Origin of the sequence: Kitasatospora sp. NPDC091207 (assembly GCF_044768625.1) — a bacterium.
Lineage (GTDB): Bacteria > Actinomycetota > Actinomycetes > Streptomycetales > Streptomycetaceae > Kitasatospora.
Genome location: NZ_JBIVVS010000001.1, coordinates 599654 through 622034 on the forward strand (window position 1 = coordinate 599654; position 22381 = coordinate 622034).

Genomic DNA, 22381 nt, shown 5'->3' on the forward strand with positions numbered 1-22381 from the left:
GAGGACCGGCCATGCCGATCACGGACGAGATCAAGAAGACCCTGAGCGACCCGACCCCGCTCTACGCGCTCGCAGGCGCGGGCGACCTCGCCTACGAGAAGCTGCGCGAGGTGCCCGGCAAGGTCGAGGCCCTGGCGGCGGACCGCAAGGGCGCGCAGGACAAGGCCACCGCCAGGCTCCAGGACGCGCAGGCCAGGCTGGTCGAGGCGCAGGCGAAGGTCGCGGGCACCGTCACCACCCTGCCCACCGACCTCAAGGTGCTCCAGGAGAAGGCGCAGAGCTTCGCCCTGCAGCAGGTCGGCCGTGCGGTCGAGCTGGCGGTGAAGGCCAAGGAGGCCTACGACGAGCTGGCCGAGCGCGGCAAGGGTGTCGTCGAGCGGGGCGGTCAGGCCGACGCGGTCGAGCCGGCGACGGCGCGGTCCGCCGCGGAGCCCGAGTTGGTCGAGCCCGAGTTGGTCGAGCCCGAGTTGGTCGAGGACGAGCCGGTCGACGCCGAGCTGGTCGAGGACGACGAGCCGGCCGTCGAGCCGGCCGGGGCGCCCGCGCCGAAGAAGGCCGCCCGCGCCAAGAAGGCTGCCGAGTAGCAGTCGGCACCACCGCGATCCGGTGGGCGACGCGCGGCCCGGGGCACATCCGGTGACCTCGGGACGTTGACACCGTGGCGGGGCCGGCCGTGCCAGGATGGGCGGCGGCCGGCACGCCGGAGCCGAGACGCAGAGGAGACCGCGATGGGCGGAGTGGCTCAGATCCTGGGCTTGGACTACCTGAACCCGTTCTGGTGGCTGGCCGTCGCCATCCTGGGATTCAAGTTGTTCGCACTGATCGACGCGGCCACCCGCCCGGAGGACGGCTACCGGGCGGCGGACAAGAAGACCAAGGGGTTCTGGCTGGCCGTCCTGGGCATCGCGTTCGGGCTCGATCTGCTGTTCGGGGCGAACTTCCTGACCAGCTTCCTGACCCTGGCGGGCCTGGTGGCCGCGATCGTCTACACGGTCGATGTGCGGCCGGCGATCCGGGAGCTGACCAATCGCGGTGGCGGCCGGGGCGACCAGCGCAACATGGGCCCGTACGGCCCCTGGTAGCCCAGCACGGCCCGCCGGCGGCGGAGCCGGGCAAGGAACGCCGAGCCCCGGTGGTCGCGGATCCGCGACCACCGGGGCTCGCCGCGTTCCCCCGCGCCGTCCGGCGTTCGGTGTCCGGTCGGCGCCGGACCGGACACCTCGGCCACCTCAGCCGAGGAGCAGCTGCACCGGGTTGCGTTCCAGCAGCAGGACGGCGACATCGTCCGTCAGTGCGCCGCCGTTCAGCTCCTCGACCTCGGCGATCGCGCTGTCGATGAGGCGGCCCCTGGTCAGCCCGGCGGACTGGTGGTCGCCGACGAGGTCGGCCAGTCCGTCCTGGCCGAGCCGGCGGGAGCCGGCGCCGACCCGGCCCTCGATCAGTCCGTCGGTGTAGAGCAGCAGCCGCCAGCCGGGGCGGAGTTCGAGCCGGTGCGCCGGCCAGACGGCCTGGCCGTCGTCACAGGGCAGCAGGCCGAGCGCGGGCCCGGCCGGGTCGGCCGGCAGCGTCACCGGCTTGTGGTCCGTGCCGAGCAGCAGGGGCGCGGGGTGTCCGGCGAGGTACAGCCGGGCCTCTTCGACGGCGCCGAGCGAGTCGAGCCCGCCGGGCGCGTCGCCGGGTTCGATGACCAGCATGCAGAGCGTCGCGAAGATCTCGTCGCTGCGCCGCTCGTGCTCCAGGACGTGCTGGAGGGTGGTCAGCAGCGCCTCGCCGGTGAGGCCGGCGAAGACCAGGGTGCGCCACGCTATCCGGAGGGCGACCCCGAGGGCGGCCTCGTCCGGGCCGTGCCCGCAGACATCCCCGATCACCACGTGGACGGTGCCGTCGTCGGTGCGGACGGCGTCGTAGAAGTCGCCGCCGAGCAGGGCGCGGCGGCGACCGGGGCGGTAGCGCCGGGTGAAGGAGAGCCCGGCGCCGTCCAGCAGCGGCGTGGGCAGCAGATGACGCTGGAGGCGGGCGTTCTCCTGACCGCGCAGCTCGGCCTCGACCAGCCGGCGTTGCGACTCGTCGGCCCGCTTGCGTTCGACGGCGTACCGCAGGGCACGGGCCAGCAGCGGGCCGTCCGTCTCGTGCTTGATCAGGAAGTCCTGTGCTCCGGCGGCCACCGCGGCGGCTCCCAGCTCGGCGCCGGCGGCGTCGGTGAGCACCACGACGGCGGTGTGCGGTGCCCGTCGGAGCAGCTCGTGCAGGCCCTCCAGACCGTCCGAGGCGTCCGAGGGGTGCGGCAGGTCGGCGGGGGCGGCCAGGTCGAGCAGCACGCAGCTGAAGCCGCCGGCGCGCGGTCGTCCGCGTCGGCTTCCCGAGGAGCCGGCGGCCAGCAGTTCGGAGGCCTGCTCCAGCCCGCGGGCCCAGTGGATCTCGATCGGGGCGCCGCTGTCGGCCACCGCGGCCTTGAGCAGCTGGGCGTCGGAGGCGTCGTCCTCGATCACCAGCAGCTTGAGCGGGGCGGCGGACGGCCCGGCGGGAGAGGTGCCCGGGGAGGTGGTGCCGGAGGCCTTCGACCGGGGGTGGGGTATCGGCGGAGTCGCGGCGGCCGGACCGGCCGACTGCTCGGTGGCGGCGGACCGGTTGCGGGCGCGGTCGGAGAGGGTGCCGTCGAGGGCACCCAACAGGTCCGGGGCACCAGGTGCCCGCCCGTCTCCCGTTGCGGGCATCGACTGATCCTCCTTTTCCCCGAGTGCGTAACGGTCGGCGCCCGTCCGCAGTGCCCGCCTGGCACTCTGCGCCGGGGAACTTCTCGCGACCATAACGTGACTCCGGGGATTTCTTCGGCCGCCCGGCGCCGTTGTGGCTCTTGCCACGCCGGTGGCGGTGCGGTCGGCGGTGGGGTGACAGGGACGGGGCGGCAGCCGGAGCACGCGCCTGCGAGCTCCGGGACGGACAGCGGAGGGTTGACATGACGGTGACGCGGATCACCCTGGTCGAGGGTGACATCACGGAACAGCAGGTGGACGCGGTGGTGAACGCCGCCAACTCCTCCCTGCTGGGCGGCGGTGGCGTGGACGGTGCGATCCACCGCAAGGGCGGGCCGCAGATTCTGGAGGAGTGCCGGAGGCTCCGTGCCGGGCACCACGGCAAGGGGCTGCCCACCGGGCACGCGGTGGCGACCACGGCAGGGCGGCTGCCGGCCCGCTGGGTGATCCACACGGTGGGGCCGGTCCACCGGGCGGAGGAGTACGACAAGAGGGCCGAGCAACTGGCCTCGTGCTACCGCGAGTCGCTCCGGGTGGCGGTGGAGCTCGGCGCGCGCACGGTGGCCTTCCCGGCGGTGTCGGCCGGGGTGTACGGGTGGCCGCTGGAGGACGCGGCCCGGATCGCGCTCCGCACCGTCACGGCGGCGAGGTCGGGGCCGGCGCGAGAGCTGGCGGAGGTGCGATTCGTGCTGTTCGGGACGGAGGCGTACCTGGCGTTCGAGCGGGAGTGGCGGGTGTTGGGGCTCGACGGGGATCGGCCGTAGGGGCCGGAACCCGTAGCGGCCGAGGGCGGGAGCCGGGGGACCGGTGGTGGGTCGCGGTCGGAGTGGTGGCGAGGAGAAGGGGAGAGGCGAGGCGGATCGCCGGGCCGGAAGGGCGGGAAGGGTCGGAGGGCGTCGGAAAGGGTCAAAGGTGAGGCGTCGGCCGAGTGCCCCCATCGTGGCGTGACGGGGCGTCAACACGCCAGAGGTATTCGATAACTCGTTCGAGTGAATCCCCGGGCTCGCTCACCCGCTCCGGCCCGGACCGGCGCCACCCGGTGGCCGCCCAGGGCCGCGCCGGGTCCGCCGCCGGCTACGGAGCGAGCGCCGACCAGGGGACGGTGACCTCGCCCTGCCGCCACCGCCCGCGCGCGTCCACCAGCGGCCAGCTGCCCGCCAGCGCCGTGCACGCGGCCACCCAGCGCTGCCGGGCGCCGAACGCCCCGTACGGCGCGGCCGCCGCCCAGGCCCGGTCGAAGTCGGCGAGGAAGGCGTGCACCGGCCGGCCCGGCACATTGTGGTGGATCAGCGCCTTGGGCAGCCGCTCGGCCAGGTCGGAGGGCAGTCCGAGGCCGCCCAGCCGGGCCGCGAAGGTCACCGTACGGGGGCCCTCCGGTCCGATCGCGACCCAGACGTGCCGGCGCCCGATCTCGTCGCAGGTCCCCTCCACCAGCAGCCCGTCCGGTGCCAGCCGGGCCCGGAGCCGCTCCCAGACCCCGGCCACCGCCGACTCGTCGTACTGCCGCAGCACGTTGGCGGCCCGGATCAGCTGGGCGGGCGCGCCGCCGTCCAGCGGCACCTCGAAGCCACCGCGCCGGAAGGTGAGCAGCGGAGGTTCGGCGTACGGCAGCGCCGCCGCGACCCGCTCCGGCTCGATCTCGATCCCCACCACCCGGACGTCCGGCCGCACTGTCCGCAACCGCCCGGAGAGCTCGACGGCCGTCCACGGCGCCGCGCCGTACCCGAGGTCGACGGCGACCGGCGGCCGGTCGGCGGACCGCAGCGCGGGCCCCAGGGTGTGGGCGATCCAGCGGTCCATCCGGCGCAACCGGTTGGTGTTGGTGGTCCCGCGGGTCACGGTCCCCACCGGGCGTCCCGACCGCCCGCGGGCAGGCGCGGTCGCGGAGTCGAAGGAGGCGGCCATGCCGGAAAGCCTACGGCCGGCCCCCGGCCGTCGACCCCGCCACCCACTCCGCCGTCCTCCCGCACCGCCCCGGCGCCTGCCTCCGCCGCACGCCCCGCCGTACCCCCCCGGGCACCACCGGACGCCTCCCGGCGCCACCCGCGCTCCGCTCCGCCCCGGCGCGCGGGCCCGCCCTCCCGCCGCCCGTCCACCTCCCGCCCCCGTCGGTGGGCCATCTCATGGACCGGGACGGGAATGCCGGTCGATGACCACGTGGTTGGCACACTGGTGGTGATGCGCGCCCGGACGGGGCGGCATGCCGCCGGGTCGCGACCGCGACGCGGCGGTGCGGCACGGGCGGCAGCACACCGACCAGCACGCAGGCAAGCAGGCTGCAGAGACGGGCAGCTCAGAGGAGGCTTCAGCCAGGTGATCCAGCACCCCGTCCGTCCGGTACGCCGAGCCCAGCCGACCCCGCCCGTGCGGGGCCGGCTGCAGTCGCTCGTCCCGGGCCGCCAGCGCCGTCCGCGCCGGATAGCCATGCTCAGCGTCCACACCTCGCCGCTGCACCAGCCCGGCACCGGTGACGCGGGCGGGATGAACGTCTACATCGTGGAGCTGGCCAAGCGCCTGGCCGAGCTCGACATCGAGGTCGAGGTCTTCACCCGGGCGATCTGCTCGGACGACGCGCCCACCGTCGAGCTGGCCCCCGGCGTCCTGGTGCGCCACGTCACCGCCGGCCCGTACGAGGGCCTGGTGAAGGAGGACCTGCCGGCCCAGCTCTGCGCCTTCACCCACGGCGTGCTGCGCACCGAGGCCGGTCACCGCCCCGGCCACTACGACCTGGTCCACTCGCACTACTGGCTGTCCGGCCAGGTCGGCTGGCTGGCTGCCCAGCGCTGGGGCGTGCCGCTGGTGCACACCATGCACACCATGGCGAAGGTCAAGAACGCCGCGCTGGCCGAGGGCGACACCCCCGAGCCGGCCGCCCGGGTGATCGGTGAGACGCAGGTGGTGGAGGCCGCCGACCGGCTGATCGCCAACACCACCGAGGAGGCCGCCGAGCTGGCCCTGCACTACGCGGCCCGCCCCGACCAGCTCGCCGTCGTCCACCCGGGCGTCAACCTGGACGTCTTCCGGCCCGGGGGCCCGGGCGCGCGCGCCGCCGCGCGGGCCCGGCTCGGACTGCCGCAGGACGCCGCGGTGCTGCTGTTCGCCGGCCGGATACAGCCGTTGAAGGCGCCGGACGTGCTGCTCCGGGCGGTCGCGGCACTGCTGGAGGGCCGGCCGGGGCTGCGCGAGCGGCTGGTGGTCCCGGTGGTCGGCGGTCCGTCCGGCACCGGGCTGGCCAAGCCGGAGAGCCTGCACAAGCTCGCCGCGCAGCTGGGCATCGGCGATGTCGTCCGCTTCCACCGGCCGGTCGGCCAGGCGCTGCTCGCCGAGTGGTACCGCGCGGCGACGGCGTTGGTGATGCCCTCGTACAGCGAGTCCTTCGGGCTGGTCGCGCTGGAGGCGCAGGCCTGCGGTACCCCGGTGGTGGCCGCCGCGGTCGGCGGTCTGCCGGTCGCCGTCCGGGACGGCGTGACCGGCACCCTGGTCCACGGCCACGACCCGCAGGCCTGGGCGCACGCGCTGGAGCCGTACGTCACCCAGCCGGCGCTGGTCGACCGGCGGGGCGAGGCGGCGGCCCGGCACGCCGCCGGCTTCGGCTGGGACACCGCGGCGGCGACCACCGCCGAGGTGTACGCCGCCAGCCTGGCCCGCCCGGCGGGGCGGCTCACCGGGTCCCGGCTCCGACTGGCCTGAGCACACCGGTCGGCGGACCGGTCGGCGCGCGTCCGTTGCTGCGCGCCACCGGTACCGCCGAGTAACGTCACCTCCATGGCAATCCGCACCAAGGACGAGGCCCTCACCCTCCTGCGCACCGCCCTGGACGACGCCGGGGTGGCCTGGGAGCCGGCCGGCACCGACCCGTACACCCTGGTGGCGACCCTTCCGGGCACCCGCAAGCTGAGCACCACCTGCGCCCTGCGGGTCGGCGACCACACCCTCTCGGTGAACGCCTTCGTGATCCGCCGCCCGGACGAGAACCACGAGGCCGTCTACCGCTGGCTGCTGGAGCGCAACACCCGGCTGTACGGGGTCGCCTACGCGATCGATCAGCTCGGCGATGTCTACCTGGCCGGCCGGCTGCCGCTGGAGGCGCTCACCGGGGACTCCGTCGACCGGCTGCTCGGGACGGTGCTGGAGAGCGCCGACGAGCCGTTCAACACGCTGCTGGAACTGGGCTTCGCCTCGGCGATCCGGCGCGAGTGGGAGTGGCGCACCAAGCGCGGGGAGTCCACCCGCAACCTGGCCGCCTTCGCGCACCTCGCCGCGCCGCCGGCGCCGCAGTAGCGGGCCGGGCGCGGGCCGGCCGGGCGCCGGACCGCCTCCGCCTCAGGAGTCGGCCGCCGCCGTCCCGACCACGGGCCGTGCCGCCGCCTTCACCGGCACCCCGGCCGGCGGCTCGACCTCGACCACCGTCACCTCCACCGGTGCCCGCCGCGCCGGTACGGCGGCCGTCGCCGCGCCCGGGCGGCGTCCGAGCAGCACGTACCCGGCCGCCGCGACGGTGCCGCAGACCGCACAGGCGCCCCACATCACCGCGCCGCCGGCCCGCTCCAGCAGCACCCCGCCCGCCGCCGGGCCGAGGAACGAGGCGAGCGACCAGGAGAGCGAGTAGACGCCCTGGTAGCGGCCGCGCGCGTGGGTCGGCGACAGCTCCGCGACCAGCCCCATCAAGGTCGGGGTGTTCAGGATCTCGCCGATCGTCCAGACCGCCACCGTGAAGGCGTAGAACCACGCCGACGACCCGGCGAGCGCGGTCAGCCCGAACCCCCAGCCGATGAACAGCGCGCTGGCGACCAGCAGGGCGGTCCGGTTGCGGCCCTCCATCCACCGGGTGAGCGGGATCTGCAGCACCACGATCAGCAGGCCGTTGAGGCCGATGACCAGGCCGTACTGGGTCGAGGTGATGCCGGCGCGGCCCATGTCCACGGCGAGGGTGGTGCTGCCCTGCTGGGCGACGAGCGCGAGCAGCAGGTTGAGTGTCACGACCGCCATGAACCGGCTGTCCCGGAAGACGGTGCCGAGCCCGACCGCGGGCTGGTCCGCCCGCACCGCCGCGGCGTCCGGCTTGGTCTCGGGGATCCGGACGAAGATCACCACCGCGCAGACCAGGGTGGAGAACGCGTCCAGCAGGAAGAGCGTGAGGTAGCCGTGCGTGGCGATCAGGCCGGCGGCGGCCGCCGAGAGGCCGAAGCCGATGTTGATCGCCCAGTAGTTCAGCGAGTAGGCGCGGACCCGGTCCTCGGCGGGCACGATGTCCGCGATGATCGCCGAGGTGGCCGGCCGGGTCGCGTTGTTGCAGAAGCCGACCAGGAAGGCGACCGCCGCGATCGCCACCTGGCCGTCGGCGAAGCCGAGCACCGCGGTGAAGAGCGCCGTCCCGAGCTGCGCGGCGACCAGGGTCGGGCGCCGGCCGATCCGGTCGGTCAGCACACCGGCGGCGATCGCCGCGATCGCCGAACCGAGGCCGAACAGCGAGGCGACCAGGCCCGCGTACGAGGCGGAGTAGCCCCGGTCGGTCGTCAGGTAGAGCGCCAGGAAGGTGACGACGAACGCGCCGAGCTTGTTGATCAGGGTCGACGTCCAGAGCCACCAGAACGACCGGGGCAATCCGCCCACCGTCTCGCTCGCGGCTCTTCGGATACGGACGGGAAGGGGCGAATCGGGCACGTGGGGGCTCCCGGGCGGCAGGCATCCCGCTGAGCGGACCGGCATGTCCGCGCTGCGGAGTGGTAAGTGTCACTAAGGCGAGGCACACATTACACAAAGCCTGTGGGCCCAGGCCAGGGCTTTTCCGGGCTCCACTAAGCTGGGGGCCATGGCTGACACGACGTACCGACTCATCCTCCTCCGCCACGGCGAGAGCCAGTGGAACCAGAAGAACCTGTTCACCGGTTGGGTCGACGTCGACCTCAACGAGAAGGGCGAGAAGGAGGCCGCACGTGGTGGCGAGCTCCTCGCCGCCGAGGGCCTCTTCCCCGATGTGCTGCACACCTCGCTGCTGCGCCGCGCGATCCGCACCTCGCAGATCGCCCTGGACAAGGCCGACCGCCACTGGATCCCGGTCAGCCGCAGCTGGCGCCTGAACGAGCGCCACTACGGCGCCCTCCAGGGCAAGGACAAGGCCCAGACCCTGGCCGAGTTCGGCGAGGAGCAGTTCCAGCTCTGGCGCCGCTCGTACGACACCCCGCCGCCGGCGCTGGCCGACGACGCCGAGTACTCGCAGGCCGGTGACGCCCGCTACGCCGACATCCCGAGCGAGGTGCGCCCGAACACCGAGTGCCTCAAGGACGTCGTCGAGCGGATGCTCCCGTACTGGTACGACGCCATCGTCCCGGACCTCGCCGCCGGCAAGACCGTCCTGGTCACCGCCCACGGCAACAGCCTGCGCGCGCTGGTCAAGCACCTCGACGGCATCTCCGACGAGGACATCGCCGGCCTCAACATCCCGACCGGCATCCCGCTGGTCTACGAGCTGGACGCCGACTTCAAGCCGGTCGCCAAGGGCGGCCGCTACCTCGACGCGGACGCCGCCGCGGCCGCCATCGAGGCCGTGAAGAACCAGGGCAAGAAGTAGGCCCGAAGCCGTACCGGCCCCGCCTCCCCATCGGGGAGGCGGGGCCGTCGGCTTTCCGGGCTCGGGTCCAACCCTCTTGTGCCGCAAGGGGGTTCGACGGTTCGCGGGGTGGTTCGGCAAGGTGGTTCAGACCATTGACGGCCGCCCCGGGGGCTCCTACCGTGTGAGCACTGACCTGGCACAGGCATGCCAACGGATCTTCCGTGGCCGCCGCACCCCCCAGCGCGCGCCCGTGCCCGGCGCACTCTCCATCCACCCCCACGGAGGAGCACCATGCGCACACGTCATCTCGTCGGAGCGGTCGTCGCCGCCGTCGCCGTCCCGCTCACCGTCGCCCTGCCGGCGCAGTCGCACGGCTACATCTCGACCCCGCCCAGCCGGGCCGCGCTCTGCGGGGCGGGAACGGTCACCAACTGCGGTGAGATCCGCTGGGAGCCGCAGAGCGTCGAGGGGCCGAAGGGCTTCCCCGGCAGAGGGCCGGCCGACGGCACCATCTGTGCGGGCGGCAACAGCCGGTTCGCCGAGCTGGACGACCCGCGCGGCGGCGGCTGGCCCACCACCAAGGTGTCGGCGGGCCAGCAGCTCACCTTCACCTGGAAGTTCACCGCCCGGCACGCGACTGCGAACTTCACGTACTACCTGACCAAGGCGGGCTACAACGCGGCCCAGCCGGTCACCCGGGCCAGTCTGGAGCTGACGCCGTTCCTGACCGTCCCGTACAACGGCACCCAGGTGCCCAGCACCGTCAGCCACTCGGCGACGATCCCGAGCGGTCGGACGGGCCACCAGGTCGTCGTCTCGGTCTGGGAGATCTCGGACACCGGCAATGCCTTCTACTCCTGCACCGACGTCCTCTTCTGAACCGCGCTCCGCGGGTGAGGGAGCCGGCGGCGGGCGAACGCCGGCCGGGTAACCGGGGTGCACGACCGTCTCCCACGGCGGCCGTGCACCACGGAGCTTCGCCGGTCCTCAGTGGCCGCAGCAGCCGCCACTGACGCCGCCGCACTGGCAGGGCGCGCCGGACTGGCAGCCGCAGCCGCAGCCCGGGCCGCAGCCGCAGCCGGCCGCGAGGACGGGCAGCAGCTTCGGGGTGGGCGGCTCGATGTCGTGGGCCGGTGCCGGTCGGGTCGGGTTTGCCTTCATCGCGCTGGAACCCTCCTTGTGACGGGCACGCTTCGGTGCCTACGGCTTTGAGTGAAACCGCCGATCGGACGGAGCGTCAACGGGCGCGCAGTGGTGGGGAGTCCAGGGCGTCGTGCGCCCCCACCACCCCCGCCCGAGGTTTACTCACCCCGCGGGGTGAGTGCTGCCGCCCGGAGCGGTGGCGCGAGCGCGTCCGGAGGCGGGAACGGCGGCGCCCCCGGAGGCGGGACCGACCCTGCCTCCGGGGGCGCCGTGCCGCACCCGGGGTCACTCCCCGGCGGCCTCCGAGGAGGCCACGAACTCGTCCACGTGCTCGCCGGTCACCAGGTACACCACGCGCTTGGCCACCGAGACGGCGTGGTCCGCGAAGCGCTCGTAGTAGCGGCCGACCAGCGTGACGTCGACGGCGGTCTCGATCCCGTGCTGCCAGCGGTCGTCGATCAGGTGCGCGAACAGGTCGCGGTGCAGCGCGTCGATCGCGTCGTCGTCCTGCTCCAGCTCCAGCGCCTTGTCGACGTCCTTGGTGGCGATCACCAGACCGGCCTTGGCCACCAGCCGCTGGGCGAGCTGGCCCATCTCCAGGACGGTCGCGTGCAGGTCGCCCGGCACCGCCGACTCGGGGTAGCGCAGCCGGGCGACCTTGGCCACGTGCCGGGCGAGGTCGCCGCAGCGCTCCAGGTCGGCGCTCATCCGCAGCGAGGTGACGACGATGCGCAGGTCGGTGGCGACCGGCTGCTGGCGGGCGAGCAGGTCGATCGCCCGGTTCTCCAGCTCGTGGTGCAGGTTGTTGATCTTCTCGTCGGCGGCGATCACACTCTCCGCCAGCGCCAGGTCCGCGTCGAGGAGCGCGGTGGTGGCCCGCCCCAGGGCCGAGCCGACCAGCCGGGCCATCTCGATCAGGCTGTCGCCGATCGAGTCGAGTTCCTCGTGGTACGCGTCGCGCATGCTCTCTCCTCAGTAGCTGTGTCGGTGGCGGTGCCGACCGGTCATCCCGTACGACCGTCGGTACGGCGTGCGGATGACCGCTGCTGGTGGCGCGCATCGTACGCGCGCACCGGGGACGACGGACAGGCGTTCGGTCCGCCAGCCCTTCCCACACGGGCTGCGTGGCCAACTTTGGGCCGTCCGGGCGACCACGTACGACCCGTGCGGTGAATCGGCAGCTACGTGGAGGTGAATTCTCGGCAACGGGCGGCCGATCCCTTGATCCGACCCTGGAGGAGTGGCCACGTCATGCGCTTAGGCTGGCGGTATGGACGTGAACGTGGCCGCCGCCGCTGCCTGCGCCATAGCCGGGCTCGGCGTCGGCCTCACGGCCTCCATCGCCTTCCGTTGGAGCGAGCGCGAACAGGCCAAGGGCAGATACGGCGGCACCAACGGCAGAACCCGGCAACAGGGGCTCAGCACCCCTGCCCACGAACCCCCGCTGCCCCCGGGGGTCGACACCGTCCTCTCCGTGCTGCGCTCCTGCGCGATCGTGCTCGGCGAGGGCGACGAGGTGGTCAAGGCCAGCTCGGCGGCGTACGCGATGGGCCTGGTGCGCGGCGGCGCGGTCGCCGTCGACCCGATGCTCGCGCTGGCCCGGGCCACCCGGCGGGACGGCGAGATCCGCCAGGTCGAGCTGGAGGTGCCCCGCCCGGGCGCGGCGCGGGCCGCCGAACCGCTCGCGGTGTCGGTCCGGGTCGCCCCGCTGGGCTCCCGGCTGGTCCTGGTCCTGGTCGAGGACCAGACCGACCGCCGCCGGGTCGAGGCGGTCCGCCGCGACTTCGTCGCCAACGTCAGCCATGAGCTCAAGACCCCGGTCGGCGCGCTCTCGCTGCTCTCCGAGGCGGTCGCCGACGCGTCCGACGACCCGGAGGCGGTCCAGCGCTTCGCCGGCCGGATGCAGATCGAGGCGACCAGGCTGGCCAGCCTGGTCCAGGAGATCATCGACCTCTCCCGGGTCCAGGACGACCGGCTGATGGTCGACCCGGAACCGGTCGCGGTGGACGAGCTGATCGCCGAGGCGATCGACCGCTGCCGCCAGCAGGCCGCCGCCAAGCAGATCCTGATCGCGGCCGGCGGCATCGCCGGTCTCTACCTGCACGGCCACCGCGGCCAGCTCGCCGCGGCCCTCGGCAACCTGGTCGAGAACGCCGTCAACTACAGTCCGCCGCGGACCAGGGTGGCGATCGCCACCCGCCGGATCTCCAGCGCCGCCGCCCTCGGCGAGGCCGACGGCGAGCTGATCGAGATCTCGGTGACCGACCAGGGCATCGGCATCTCCGAGAAGGACCGCGAGCGGGTCTTCGAACGCTTCTACCGGGTCGACCCGGCCCGCTCACGGGCGACCGGCGGCACCGGCCTCGGCCTCTCCATCGTCAAGCACGTGGCCGCCTCGCACGGCGGCACCGTCTCGGTGTGGAGCGTCGAGGGCCAGGGCTCCACCTTCACCGTGCGCCTGCCCGCCGGGCAGGCCCCCGCAGATCACCGGCTCCCCGCCGGGGAGTCCGCGCAACCCCTGTCAGACACAACCCCCCAGCTTTCCCCGGAGGCCTGATCGTGACCCGAGTACTGGTGGTCGAGGACGAGGAGTCGTTCAGCGACGCTCTCTCGTACATGCTCCGCAAGGAGGGCTTCGAGGTGGCCATCGCCGCCACCGGCCCCGACGCGCTGGAGCAGTTCGAACGCAACGGCGCCGACCTCGTCCTGCTCGACCTGATGCTGCCGGGCCTGCCCGGTACCGAGGTCTGCCGCCAGCTCCGCGTGCGCTCGAACGTCCCGGTGATCATGGTCACCGCCAAGGACAGCGAGATCGACAAGGTCGTCGGCCTGGAAATAGGTGCGGACGACTACGTCACCAAGCCGTACTCCACCCGTGAGCTGGTGGCCCGGATCCGCGCGGTGCTGCGCCGGCGCGGCGAGGCCGAGGGCCCCGGCGACGGCGGTGGCCCCGGCGCGCTGGAGGCGGGCCCGGTCCGGATGGACGTCGACCGCCACGTGGTCACCGTCGACGGTGCCAAGGTCGACCTGCCGCTCAAGGAGTTCGACCTGCTGGAGATGCTGCTGCGCAACGCGGGCCGGGTGCTCACCCGGATGCAGCTGATCGACCGGGTCTGGGGCGCGGACTACGTCGGGGACACCAAGACCCTGGACGTCCACGTGAAGCGCCTGCGGGCGAAGATCGAGCCGGACCCGGGCGCGCCGCGCTACCTGGTCACGGTCCGTGGCCTCGGCTACAAGTTCGAGCCGTAAACCGGCCGGGACCGGTGGTGCCGGGGGCGGGGCGGGTGGTGTGAGCCGCTCGCCCGGCCCCGGACCGTGGTGACCGACGCGAAGGACCCCTCCGGGCAGCCGCCCGGAGGGGTCCTTCGCGTGTGCCTCCGGACGCGCGCCCCGCGGGCCGCGCGTCCGGAGGGGGCGCGTCAGTGGGTGGCGGCCGGAGTGGTCGCACCGGTGGTGGGCGCGGTACCGGCCGGGGTGGCGGCACCGGTCGTGGCGGCGGGCGACCCGGCGGCCTTGGACGGCACGGCCGCGGGGGAGGCGGTCGGGCCCCAGCCCTTGTACAGGCCCTTGTTCGGGGTGACCGCGGCGTCGGCCGCGACCTTCTCGCCGTTCTTGAAGGCGAAGGCGGCGGGCACGAAGCCGCCGACGTGCACGCTGGCGGAGGCGACCCGGGCGGACGGGTTGCCGTTGCCGCCGAGCAGCACCGCGCCGCCGGCCGGGACGACGATGCTGCTCACCGGAGCGCCCTTCTCGTCGGCGAAGACGGCGGTGCCGCCGTCGCCCACGACGATGGACTGGAGCTCGACGGGCTCCGCCCCGGTGTTGCTGATGTTCACCGACACGTTGACGGGGCCGGTGTGCTCCCCGGAGGACTCGTCCCCGGTGACGACGACGATGTTGTTCAGCAGGAGGTCCGTGCCGATCGTCGCCGAGGTGTTGTCGGGCTTGATCTCCAGCGTCTCCGCCTTGTTGCCGGCCGAGCAGGACGACAGCGAGGCGATGGCGATGGCGGCGATGGCGGCGATGCTGCCGACTCGAATGGTGCGGCTCACGGCGGCGGCTTCTCCTAGGTCACGTGGCGGGTGGTCAGGTCTCAGATTATCGACCTCGCTTATGCGCTCCTCACGGGGTGGTCCCCGTGTCGCGCTCCCGGAGTGCGGGCCGGCGCCCGGACGGCGGCATGCCGCCCTGCCGGGCGGCCGCATATCGCCGTGTCCTGGTCAAGCGGCGACCAAGATCGGATCACGATCGGGAAACGGCCCGATAAACGGTGAAAACTCAAGATCCAATCACGGTTTCGGGAGTGTTGCCGCAGGTTTCGGTGGGCGCTGGAACCGCCTCCGACCTGCGGGAAGCCCGCGCCGAACGCCGTCCGCAGCACGTCATGGGGGTCCTTGTCAAGCCCCGAGACCGGCCCTGACCTGCGAAAACGCCCTTCGGGTGCGCCGAAAAGCGTGTTATTCTGGAAAGCCACGGAAGGGGTCCTGTCACATGACGTTCAAGGTTGGCGACACGGTGGTCTACCCCCATCACGGGGCCGCGCTGATCGAGGCCATCGAAATTCGCCAGATCAAGGGTGTGGACAAGACCTACCTGGTGCTCAAGGTGCAGCAGGGAGACCTGACGCTCCGCGTGCCCGCCGAGAACGCCGAGTTCGTCGGCGTTCGCGACGTAGTCGGCCAGGAGGGTCTGGACCGGGTCTTCGAGGTGCTCCGCGCACCGTACACCGAAGAGCCGACCAACTGGTCCCGTCGCTACAAGGCGAACCTGGAGAAGCTCGCTTCGGGTGACGTTATCAAGGTCGCCGAGGTTGTGCGCGACCTCTGGCGCCGCGAGCGCGAGCGCGGTCTGTCCGCCGGTGAGAAGCGCATGCTCGCCAAGGCGCGTCAGATCCTCGTCAGCGAACTCGCGCTGGCCGAAAACACCAACGAGGACAAGGCGGAGACGCTGCTCGACGAGGTGCTCGCCTCGTAGCGCAGTCGGGCTCACGCCCACCGCTCACACGCTCACAGCGCCCGGTGCCGGCGCGCCACTCCCTGGACAACCCGTCCTGGAGTGGTGCAGTGGCACTTCGGGCGCTGAGGCGTGTCCGGACGACGCCCCCGCACCCGACGCACCCGAGCCGGCCGGCCCCGGGTACGCATGACCGTTTCTGCGTGTTCTGCGTGCTCTGTGGGCGGGAGACCGTGGAGCTTTTCGGAAGGGGCCCCGCGCGCCCGTCGCGCACGCCATGGCCATACCCACTTCGCCGAAGGAGTGAAACCTGAACGCCACAGGAGCAGTTGCAGCAGCAGTGGTGCCCGCCGCCGGACGCGGTGAGCGACTGGGGCCCGGAGCCCCCAAGGCCCTGCGGGAACTGGGCGGGGTGCCGCTCCTGGTGCACGCCGTCAGGGCGCTGACCCGCAGCCGGGCGGTCGGCCTGGTCGTGGTCGCCGCACCCGCCGACGGCGTGGCCGAGGTGGTCGGACTGCTCGACAGCCACGGCCTGGACGGCAAGGACATCCGGGTGGTGGCCGGCGGGGCGACCCGCCAGGAGTCGGTCCGGCTCGGCCTCGCCGCGATCCCGGCCGAGGTGGAGGTCGTCCTGGTGCACGACGCGGCCCGCCCGCTCGTCCCGGTCGAGGTGGTGGACGCGGTCGCGGCCGCCGTCCGGGCCGGGGCCGAGGCGGTGGTGCCCGCCGTGCCGCTCGCCGACACGGTCAAGCGGGTCGAGCCCAATCCGGGCGGACCCGAACCGGTCCTCGACACGCCCGACCGGTCCACCCTGCGGGCCGTCCAGACCCCGCAGGGCTTCCGCCGGCGGACGCTGGCCGAGGTGCACGCCAAGGCGCTCGCCGAGGAGCACGCCGGCGGCGCCGACGCGCTGCCGGCGGTCACCGACGACGCCGGCCTGGTGGAGCGCTTCGGCGGCCGGGTCGTGGTGGTGCCCGGCCACGAGGAGGCCTTCAAGGTGACCCGCCCGCTGGACCTCGTCCTCGCCGAGGCCGTTCTCGCCCGCCGGAGGGCCTCCGATGCCTACTGACCCGACGCCCACTGACCCGGGGGCTCCGTTGATCCCGCGGGTCGGGATCGGTACCGACGTGCACGCCTTCGAGGCCGGACGCCCGCTCTGGGTGGCCGGCCTGGAGTGGCCGGGCGCCGAGTACGGCCTGGCCGGGCACTCGGACGCCGACGTGGCCGCGCACGCCTCCTGCGACGCGCTGTTCTCGGCCGCCGGGATCGGCGACCTGGGCGCGCACTTCGGCACCGACCGGCCGGAGTGGTCGGGCGCGTCCGGCGTCCGGCTGCTCGGCGAGGCGGCCCGGCTGGTGCGCGAGGCCGGCTTCGAGATCGGCAACGTCTCGGTGCAGGTGATCGGGATCCGGCCGAAGATCGGCAAGCGGCGGGCCGAGGCGCAGGCCGCGCTCTCGGCGGCGGTCGGCGCGCCGGTCTCGGTCTCCGGCACCACGACGGACGGGCTCGGTCTCACCGGGCGGGCCGAGGGTCTGGCGGCGATCGCCACCGCGCTGGTGTACGAGCGCCGGTGACCCGTACGGGCACCGCCGGCCCCGTGCGGGCGGCGGTGCCCGCACGGGACCGGCGGCGGGCAGGCGGCGGACGGGCAGTGGACGGTGCCGGGAGGCCCGGAACGGCCCGGTGGGCCCGGTGGGGTGGTCCGTTCCGGGAATACCCGGCCGGTGACGAGTGTTCAACAGCCGTGGCCGGTACGCGAGTCGCTACCGTTCGGAGCGGGCCGCGCCAGGCCCGCCCGCGCGGGCAGTTCCGACACCGCTTGACGAGAAGAGGTCCCCGATGGCCGCACAGCTCTCCGACCAGGCCAAGGCCCTGATCGACGGCAAGAGTTTCGCCGTGGTCTCCACCATCCAGCCCGACGGCAGCCCGCAGTCCTCGGTGGTCTGGGTCAAGCGGGACGGCGACGACGTCCTGTTCTCCACGGTGGAGGGCCGCCGCAAGCACCTCAACCTGGTGAAGGACCCGAGGATCTCCCTGGTGGTCAACCCGCCGGAGAGCCCGTACTCCTACGTGGAGCTGCGCGGCGAGGTCACCTTCACCCGGGAGGGCGGCAAGGAGCTGATCGACGAGCTGGCCCGCAAGTACCGCGGCGAGGAGTCCTACGGCTACGACGGCCCGGAGGACGTCCGGGTGGTCGTCCGGCTGACCCCGCGCAAGGTGGTCGGCAACCTCTGAGGACGCCCCGGCGGAGGGGGTGCCTCCGGTAGGCAACGAAGAAGAAACGGCGTAGCCGCGGTATTGACATTCGAGAATGTCGCGGGGCACCCCCTCATGCCCACTACGCTTGACGCTGTGAGCATTCGCCTGTACGACACCAGCACCCGCCAGGTACGCGACTTCGTCCCGCTTGTACCGGGTTGTGTCTCGATCTACCTGTGCGGCGCTACCGTTCAGTCGGCGCCACACATCGGGCACATCCGGTCCGGCCTCAACTTCGACATCATGCAGCGGTGGTTCGCCTACCGCGGCTACCAGGTGACCTTCGCGCGCAACGTCACCGACATCGACGACAAGGTCATCGCCAAGGAGCGCCAGCTCGGCACGCCCTGGTGGCAGATCGCCTACGCCAACGAGCGGGCCTTCAACGACGGCTACTCGGCGCTCGGCTGCCTCCCGCCGACGGTCGAGCCGCGGGCCACCGGGCACATCCCCGAGATGATCGAGATGATGCAGGCGCTCATCGCCAAGGGGCACGCCTACGCGTCGGACGGCAACGTCTACTTCGACGTGAAGTCCTTCCCCGGCTACCTCCAACTCTCCAACCAGAAGCTGGAGAACCTGCGCCAGCCCGAGGGCGAGAACGAGACCGGCAAGCGCGACCCGCGCGACTTCGCGATGTGGAAGTCCGCCAAGCCCGGTGAGCCGAGCTGGACCACCCCGTGGGGCGCCGGCCGTCCGGGCTGGCACCTGGAGTGCTCCGCGATGGCGCACAAGTACCTGGGCCGGGCCTTCGACGTGCACGGCGGCGGGATCGACCTGATCTTCCCGCACCACGAGAACGAGATCGCCCAGTCCAAGGCGTACGGGGACGATTTCGCCAACTTCTGGGTGCACAACGCCTGGGTCACCATGAGCGGCGAGAAGATGAGCAAGTCGCTCGGCAACTCGGTGCTGGTCTCCGAGATGGTCGGGCGCTGGCGTCCGATCGTGCTCCGGTACTACCTGGCGGCCCCGCACTACCGCTCGACCATCGAGTACAGCGAGGAGTCGCTGCGCGAGGCCGAGGCCGGTTTCGGCCGGATCGAGGGCTTCGTCCAGCGCGTGGTCGAGCGCTGCGGCACGGTCGACGCGGCGCCCGAGGTGCCGCCGGCCTTCGCCGAGGCGATGGACGACGACCTGGGCGTGCCGCAGGCGCTGGCCATCGTGCACACCGCCGTCCGCCAGGGCAACAGCGCCCTCACCGCGGACGACAAGGAGAACGCGGTGGCGCGTCTGGCCGAGGTCCGTGCGATGCTCGGAGTACTGGGTCTCGACCCGCTGGACCCGCACTGGGCCGGGGCCGAGCGCGGCGAGGACCTCCACGGGGTCGTCGACTCGCTGGTCCGTCTGGTCCTGGAGCAGCGGCAGGCGGCCCGGGCCCGCAAGGACTTCGCCACCGCGGATGCCATCCGCGACCAGCTCGGCGTGGCCGGGCTGGCGATCGAGGACACCCCGTCCGGCCCGCGCTGGACGATCAACAGCCAGTAACTCCATCTGACGATGGGGTGAGGGTGGGCCGTACCGGACCGGTGCGGCCCTCCCGCATGACGTAGCGCATGCCGTCGGCCGTCACCGGGTTCACCGGTGCGGCCGGGCATGCCGGACAGACAGGAAGTACAGCCATGGCCGGCAACAGTGCACGCAGGAACCGCCGCAACCCCGGATCGAAGAAGGGCGCGAGTGTCGGTACCGGCGGCCACAGCCGGAAGGCGCTCCAGGGCAAGGGCCCGACCCCGCGCGGGGAGGAGCGCAAGGGTCACCCGAAGCAGCGCGCGGCCAACGCCGCGGTCAAGCGCGAGCGGGACGCCAAGGCCCGGGCCGGCATGCGCCGGGCCGGTGCGGGCGGCCGCGGCGGGCGCGGCGGCGCCGGTGCCGCCGAGCTGGTCTTCGGCCGCAACTCGGTGGTCGAGGCCCTGCAGGGCGGTGTGCCGGCCTCCGCGCTGTACGTCATGCAGTTCATCGACACCGACGACCGGGTCCGCGACGCCTTCCAGGCGGCCAACGACCGCGGCCTCCCGCTGATGGAGGCCCCGCGGGCGCAGCTGGACCAGATGACCGGTGGCATGAACCACCAGGGCCTGGTGCTGCAGGTGCCGCCGTACGAGTACGCGCACCCCGAGGACCTGGTGGCCGAGGCCGCGGAGGCCGGCGAGGACGCGCTGATCATGGCGCTGGACGGCGTCACCGACTCGCGCAACCTGGGCGCCGTGGTCCGCTCCGCCGCCGCCTTCGGCGCGCACGGCGTGGTCATCCCCGAACGCCGGGCGGCCGGGATGACCGCCGGTGCCTGGAAGACCTCCTCCGGTGCCGCGGCGCGGCTGCCCGTGGCCCGCGCCACCAACCTGACCCGGGCACTGGAGGCCTACCAGAAGGCCGGCCTGCTGGTGGTCGGTCTGGCCGCGGACGGCGAGGCCGAGATCGGTGACCTGGAGGCGCTGGCCGGCCCGGTCGTGATCGTCGCGGGCAGCGAGGGCAAGGGCCTGTCCCGGCTGGTCGCGGAGACCTGCGACATCCGGGTGCGGATCCCGATGCCGGGTGCCACCGAGTCGCTGAACGCCGGCGTCGCGGCGGGCATCGTGCTGTACGAGGCCGCGCGCCTGCGCAGCAAGATCGGCTGAGTCCTCCCGACGGGGCCGTGGCGGGCCGCCCGCCACGGCCCGGCCGGGTGCCGTCGGGGTCCGGTAGCGCCGTTCCGGCGCAGCACAGACGGGTCGGCCGCCGCAGGAGATCTTCCGGATTCCCCGCAGTCCGTCCGCAATCCGGGTGAAAGCGATCGGGCCCGACCGGGCCCGATCGCTTTTCTCATGATCACTTCAAGTGGGCGCCGGACATCCACCCGGGAGAGTGTCCTAACCGGGTGTCACCCGGTTAGACGGGTGTGGACACCAGAACACCTCGGCGCCCCCTCCTGGGCAGCGGCAGCACCGGGATAGACGCGGGCGCGGGCCCCGGCCTCAATACCGTCAAGGTGCCGTCCGACCCTGCGCGCCTCAGCATCACCCAGGCGAGCTTCCGGCTGCGGCTCGGCACCCCGGTGGCGCCGTTGATCGACGCCCCGGCCGGACTGCTCTCCACCGGGGCCGCGTTCGGCGATCCCTACGCCGGCCAGGGCCTGATCCGCCGTCCGCTGGTCACCCCGCAGGTGGTCGTGCCCGTCTCGGCCGTACCGGCGCTCGCCGGTGCCGGTGGACCGCGCCGCAAGGGCCGGGTCACCGCCGTCACCTGGACCGGCCAGGCGCCCCCCGGGGACCAGGCGGCCACCCAGCTGCTGGAGGCCGTCCGGCTGACCGGCCTGCCCACGCCGGCCGGAGTCGGCGGGCGCGCCATGGTCGGCGGCTCCGCGGCGGGCGACGACACCCGGGTGATCCCGCCGTACGCGGGGGCCCGGACCGTCCCGCGCCAGCCGCGCGAGGGCGGCGGCACCGCCACCGAGGCGGGCGTCGGCCCGGTCGGCGCGCCCCAGGGCTGGACGCCCAGCGGCGAGCTGCCCGAGGTCTCCGCCACCGCGGGCGAGGGCAGGCCGCCCTGGTACCCCGGCCGCCGGGTGGACCTCGGCCTGGTGCTGCTGCCGCTGCGCGCGGTGCTGGGCTCGCTCTCGGTCTACGCCGGGTTCAGCAAGCTCTGCGACCCGGTGTACTTCGACGGCGGCGAGCGCGGCTCGATGATGCGCTGGCTCTCCTCGCTGCACCCCTGGAAGGTCGCCGAACCGCTGCTGGCGTTCGCGATGGCCCACCCGGTGGGCTCGGGTCTGGTGGTGTCGTTCACCGAGATCGTGGTGGGCGTGCTGACCGTCCTGGGCCTCTGGCAGCGGCTCGCGGCCGGAGCGGCGATGCTGCTCTCCGCCGTCCTGCTGTTCACCGTCAGCTGGCGGGCCGTGCCGGTCTACGACACGCCCGACCTGATCTTCCTGGCGGCCTGGAGCCCGCTGCTGATCGCCGGAGCGCCGTTCGCCTCCCTGGACGGGCGGCTCAACCTGGAGGCCTGGCGCCGCCACGGTCCGGACGCGCCGGCGGCGCAACGCCGCCGGGTGCTGCGGCGCGGCGCGGTGGTGACCGCGGTGGTGGTCGGCCTGACCCTGCTGCTCGGGTCGATGCTGGGCGCGGCGGTCCGTACCGGCGGCCGTCCGCACCCCGCGCCGTCCCGTCCGGCGACGGACTACGGCACGCCGGTCTGGCCGAGCGGCGGGCCCTCCGTCGCCCCCGGCGGGCAGGGCCCGTCCACCTCGCCCTCGCCCGCGGCCCCGCGTCCGGCCTCGCCCACGGCGGGCTCGTCCGCACCGCCGTCCGCGGCTCAGGCTCCGGCCCCGGCCTCGACGAAGGCCGGGACGCCCACCCCGAGCGGCAAGGCGCGGTCGGCCAAGCCGGAGAGCGGCGCCGGTTCGGCCCCGGCGGTGGCACCGCCGCCGACCGCGGCCCCGGCCGCCTCGGCGCCCGCGCAGCGCACCACCCCGGCGGCGGGCAGCGGTTCGGCGACGGCACCCAGGCCGAGCCCGAGCGGCAGCTCCGGCGCGGGGCTGCTCGGCGGCGTGCTGGGCAGCGCGCCGCTGGCCGAGCTGTCCGGTACCGGCGCCCGGAACTCCCGGCCGGGGTCGCCGACGGCCACCTGACGGGCCGACGGGCCCCTCGGGGAACGCAGGGTGGCCGGGTGCTCCGTGGGGGAGCACCCGGCCACCTGTCCGTGCGGAGTGCGGAGCTGCCGGGGTGAAGTGCCGGGGTGG

At 73.7% G+C, this 22381-nt stretch carries 22 protein-coding genes; 16 read left to right on the forward strand and 6 right to left on the reverse strand.

The window, feature by feature from the left end:
* Window positions 1–11 precede the first annotated feature (11 nt).
* A complete protein-coding gene (locus ACIQTO_RS02670) occupies window positions 12–584 on the forward strand; it encodes a hypothetical protein (protein WP_402381894.1) in 573 nt (190 codons plus the stop codon).
* A 144-nt stretch (window positions 585–728) separates the two neighbouring features.
* Window positions 729–1082 (forward strand): DUF2516 family protein, encoded by a 354-nt coding sequence (locus tag ACIQTO_RS02675; protein ID WP_402381897.1) that lies wholly within the window; start codon window positions 729–731, stop codon window positions 1080–1082.
* 147 nt (window positions 1083–1229) lie between these two features.
* Here the strand turns inward: ACIQTO_RS02675 and ACIQTO_RS02680 are convergent, their stop codons facing one another.
* The gene (locus tag ACIQTO_RS02680; RefSeq protein ID WP_402381900.1) at window positions 1230–2714 is read right to left on the reverse strand and encodes a PP2C family protein-serine/threonine phosphatase; all 1485 of its coding nucleotides are present in this window, start codon (window positions 2712–2714) and stop codon (window positions 1230–1232) included.
* Window positions 2715–2956: 242 nt separating this feature from the next.
* On the opposite strand from ACIQTO_RS02680, the gene ACIQTO_RS02685 reads away from it, so the two are divergent.
* The gene (locus ACIQTO_RS02685; protein ID WP_402381903.1) at window positions 2957–3517 is read left to right on the forward strand and encodes an O-acetyl-ADP-ribose deacetylase; all 561 of its coding nucleotides are present in this window, start codon (window positions 2957–2959) and stop codon (window positions 3515–3517) included.
* Between the two features lie 310 nt (window positions 3518–3827).
* Here the strand turns inward: ACIQTO_RS02685 and ACIQTO_RS02690 are convergent, their stop codons facing one another.
* A complete protein-coding gene (locus tag ACIQTO_RS02690) occupies window positions 3828–4658 on the reverse strand; it encodes a class I SAM-dependent methyltransferase (protein ID WP_402381906.1) in 831 nt (276 codons plus the stop codon).
* Between the two features lie 459 nt (window positions 4659–5117).
* Between ACIQTO_RS02690 and mshA the strand changes: the two genes are divergently transcribed.
* Together mshA and ACIQTO_RS02700 are read left to right on the forward strand one after the other, a co-directional pair.
* Complete coding sequence (gene mshA / locus ACIQTO_RS02695; RefSeq protein WP_402382721.1) at window positions 5118–6443, forward strand: D-inositol-3-phosphate glycosyltransferase; 1326 nt, start codon at window positions 5118–5120, stop codon at window positions 6441–6443.
* Window positions 6444–6518: 75 nt separating this feature from the next.
* Window positions 6519–7034, forward strand: coding sequence for a YbjN domain-containing protein (locus ACIQTO_RS02700; protein ID WP_402381909.1), 516 nt, complete (start codon window positions 6519–6521; stop codon window positions 7032–7034).
* A gap of 42 nt (window positions 7035–7076) precedes the next feature.
* Here ACIQTO_RS02700 and ACIQTO_RS02705 read toward each other — a convergent pair whose 3' ends face one another.
* Window positions 7077–8357 carry an MDR family MFS transporter gene (locus tag ACIQTO_RS02705; RefSeq protein ID WP_402381912.1) on the reverse strand — a complete coding sequence of 427 codons (1281 nt, stop codon included), beginning with the start codon at window positions 8355–8357 and terminating at the stop codon, window positions 7077–7079.
* A gap of 208 nt (window positions 8358–8565) precedes the next feature.
* Between ACIQTO_RS02705 and ACIQTO_RS02710 the strand changes: the two genes are divergently transcribed.
* Together ACIQTO_RS02710 and ACIQTO_RS02715 are read left to right on the forward strand one after the other, a co-directional pair.
* Entirely contained in the window at window positions 8566–9324 is a 759-nt protein-coding gene (locus ACIQTO_RS02710) for a phosphoglyceromutase (RefSeq protein ID WP_402381914.1), read from the forward strand.
* A gap of 273 nt (window positions 9325–9597) precedes the next feature.
* On the forward strand, window positions 9598–10185 hold the full coding sequence (locus tag ACIQTO_RS02715; protein WP_402381917.1) for a lytic polysaccharide monooxygenase: 588 nt from the start codon (window positions 9598–9600) through the stop codon (window positions 10183–10185).
* Window positions 10186–10293: 108 nt separating this feature from the next.
* On the opposite strand, the gene ACIQTO_RS02720 is transcribed toward ACIQTO_RS02715, so the two are convergent.
* Together ACIQTO_RS02720 and phoU are read right to left on the reverse strand one after the other, a co-directional pair.
* The gene (locus ACIQTO_RS02720; protein ID WP_380571497.1) at window positions 10294–10467 is read right to left on the reverse strand and encodes a hypothetical protein; all 174 of its coding nucleotides are present in this window, start codon (window positions 10465–10467) and stop codon (window positions 10294–10296) included.
* Window positions 10468–10734: 267 nt separating this feature from the next.
* Window positions 10735–11412: a phosphate signaling complex protein PhoU gene (phoU, locus tag ACIQTO_RS02725; protein ID WP_380571498.1), complete on the reverse strand. Its 678-nt coding sequence runs from the start codon at window positions 11410–11412 to the stop codon at window positions 10735–10737.
* A gap of 307 nt (window positions 11413–11719) precedes the next feature.
* Here phoU and ACIQTO_RS02730 point away from each other — a divergent pair, with 307 nt between their 5' ends.
* Both ACIQTO_RS02730 and ACIQTO_RS02735 read left to right on the forward strand, forming a co-directional pair.
* Window positions 11720–13006, forward strand: coding sequence for a sensor histidine kinase (locus tag ACIQTO_RS02730; RefSeq protein ID WP_402381919.1), 1287 nt, complete (start codon window positions 11720–11722; stop codon window positions 13004–13006).
* Window positions 13007–13008: 2 nt separating this feature from the next.
* Entirely contained in the window at window positions 13009–13701 is a 693-nt protein-coding gene (locus ACIQTO_RS02735) for a response regulator transcription factor (protein ID WP_238863613.1), read from the forward strand.
* Between the two features lie 170 nt (window positions 13702–13871).
* Here the strand turns inward: ACIQTO_RS02735 and ACIQTO_RS02740 are convergent, their stop codons facing one another.
* The gene (locus tag ACIQTO_RS02740) at window positions 13872–14504 is read right to left on the reverse strand and encodes a DUF461 domain-containing protein (protein ID WP_402381922.1); all 633 of its coding nucleotides are present in this window, start codon (window positions 14502–14504) and stop codon (window positions 13872–13874) included.
* A 439-nt stretch (window positions 14505–14943) separates the two neighbouring features.
* Between ACIQTO_RS02740 and ACIQTO_RS02745 the strand changes: the two genes are divergently transcribed.
* The 7 genes from ACIQTO_RS02745 (at window position 14944) to ACIQTO_RS02775 (ending at window position 22270) form a co-directional block, all read left to right on the forward strand.
* Complete coding sequence (locus tag ACIQTO_RS02745) at window positions 14944–15426, forward strand: CarD family transcriptional regulator (protein WP_030244332.1); 483 nt, start codon at window positions 14944–14946, stop codon at window positions 15424–15426.
* A gap of 289 nt (window positions 15427–15715) precedes the next feature.
* Complete coding sequence (gene ispD, locus ACIQTO_RS02750; RefSeq protein ID WP_402382724.1) at window positions 15716–16474, forward strand: 2-C-methyl-D-erythritol 4-phosphate cytidylyltransferase; 759 nt, start codon at window positions 15716–15718, stop codon at window positions 16472–16474.
* Window positions 16464–16979 carry a 2-C-methyl-D-erythritol 2,4-cyclodiphosphate synthase gene (ispF, locus tag ACIQTO_RS02755; protein WP_402381925.1) on the forward strand — a complete coding sequence of 172 codons (516 nt, stop codon included), beginning with the start codon at window positions 16464–16466 and terminating at the stop codon, window positions 16977–16979. The genes ispD and ispF overlap by 11 nt, the downstream gene beginning before the upstream one ends.
* 265 nt (window positions 16980–17244) lie before the next feature.
* Window positions 17245–17640, forward strand: a complete 396-nt coding sequence (locus ACIQTO_RS02760; RefSeq protein WP_380571502.1) for a PPOX class F420-dependent oxidoreductase — start codon at window positions 17245–17247, stop codon at window positions 17638–17640.
* Window positions 17641–17757: 117 nt separating this feature from the next.
* Window positions 17758–19152: a cysteine--tRNA ligase gene (gene cysS / locus ACIQTO_RS02765; protein ID WP_402381928.1), complete on the forward strand. Its 1395-nt coding sequence runs from the start codon at window positions 17758–17760 to the stop codon at window positions 19150–19152.
* Window positions 19153–19286: 134 nt separating this feature from the next.
* Window positions 19287–20282: a 23S rRNA (guanosine(2251)-2'-O)-methyltransferase RlmB gene (rlmB, locus tag ACIQTO_RS02770; protein WP_402381931.1), complete on the forward strand. Its 996-nt coding sequence runs from the start codon at window positions 19287–19289 to the stop codon at window positions 20280–20282.
* A gap of 350 nt (window positions 20283–20632) precedes the next feature.
* Window positions 20633–22270 (forward strand): DoxX family protein, encoded by a 1638-nt coding sequence (locus tag ACIQTO_RS02775; protein ID WP_402381934.1) that lies wholly within the window; start codon window positions 20633–20635, stop codon window positions 22268–22270.
* Window positions 22271–22381: the final 111 nt, after the last annotated feature.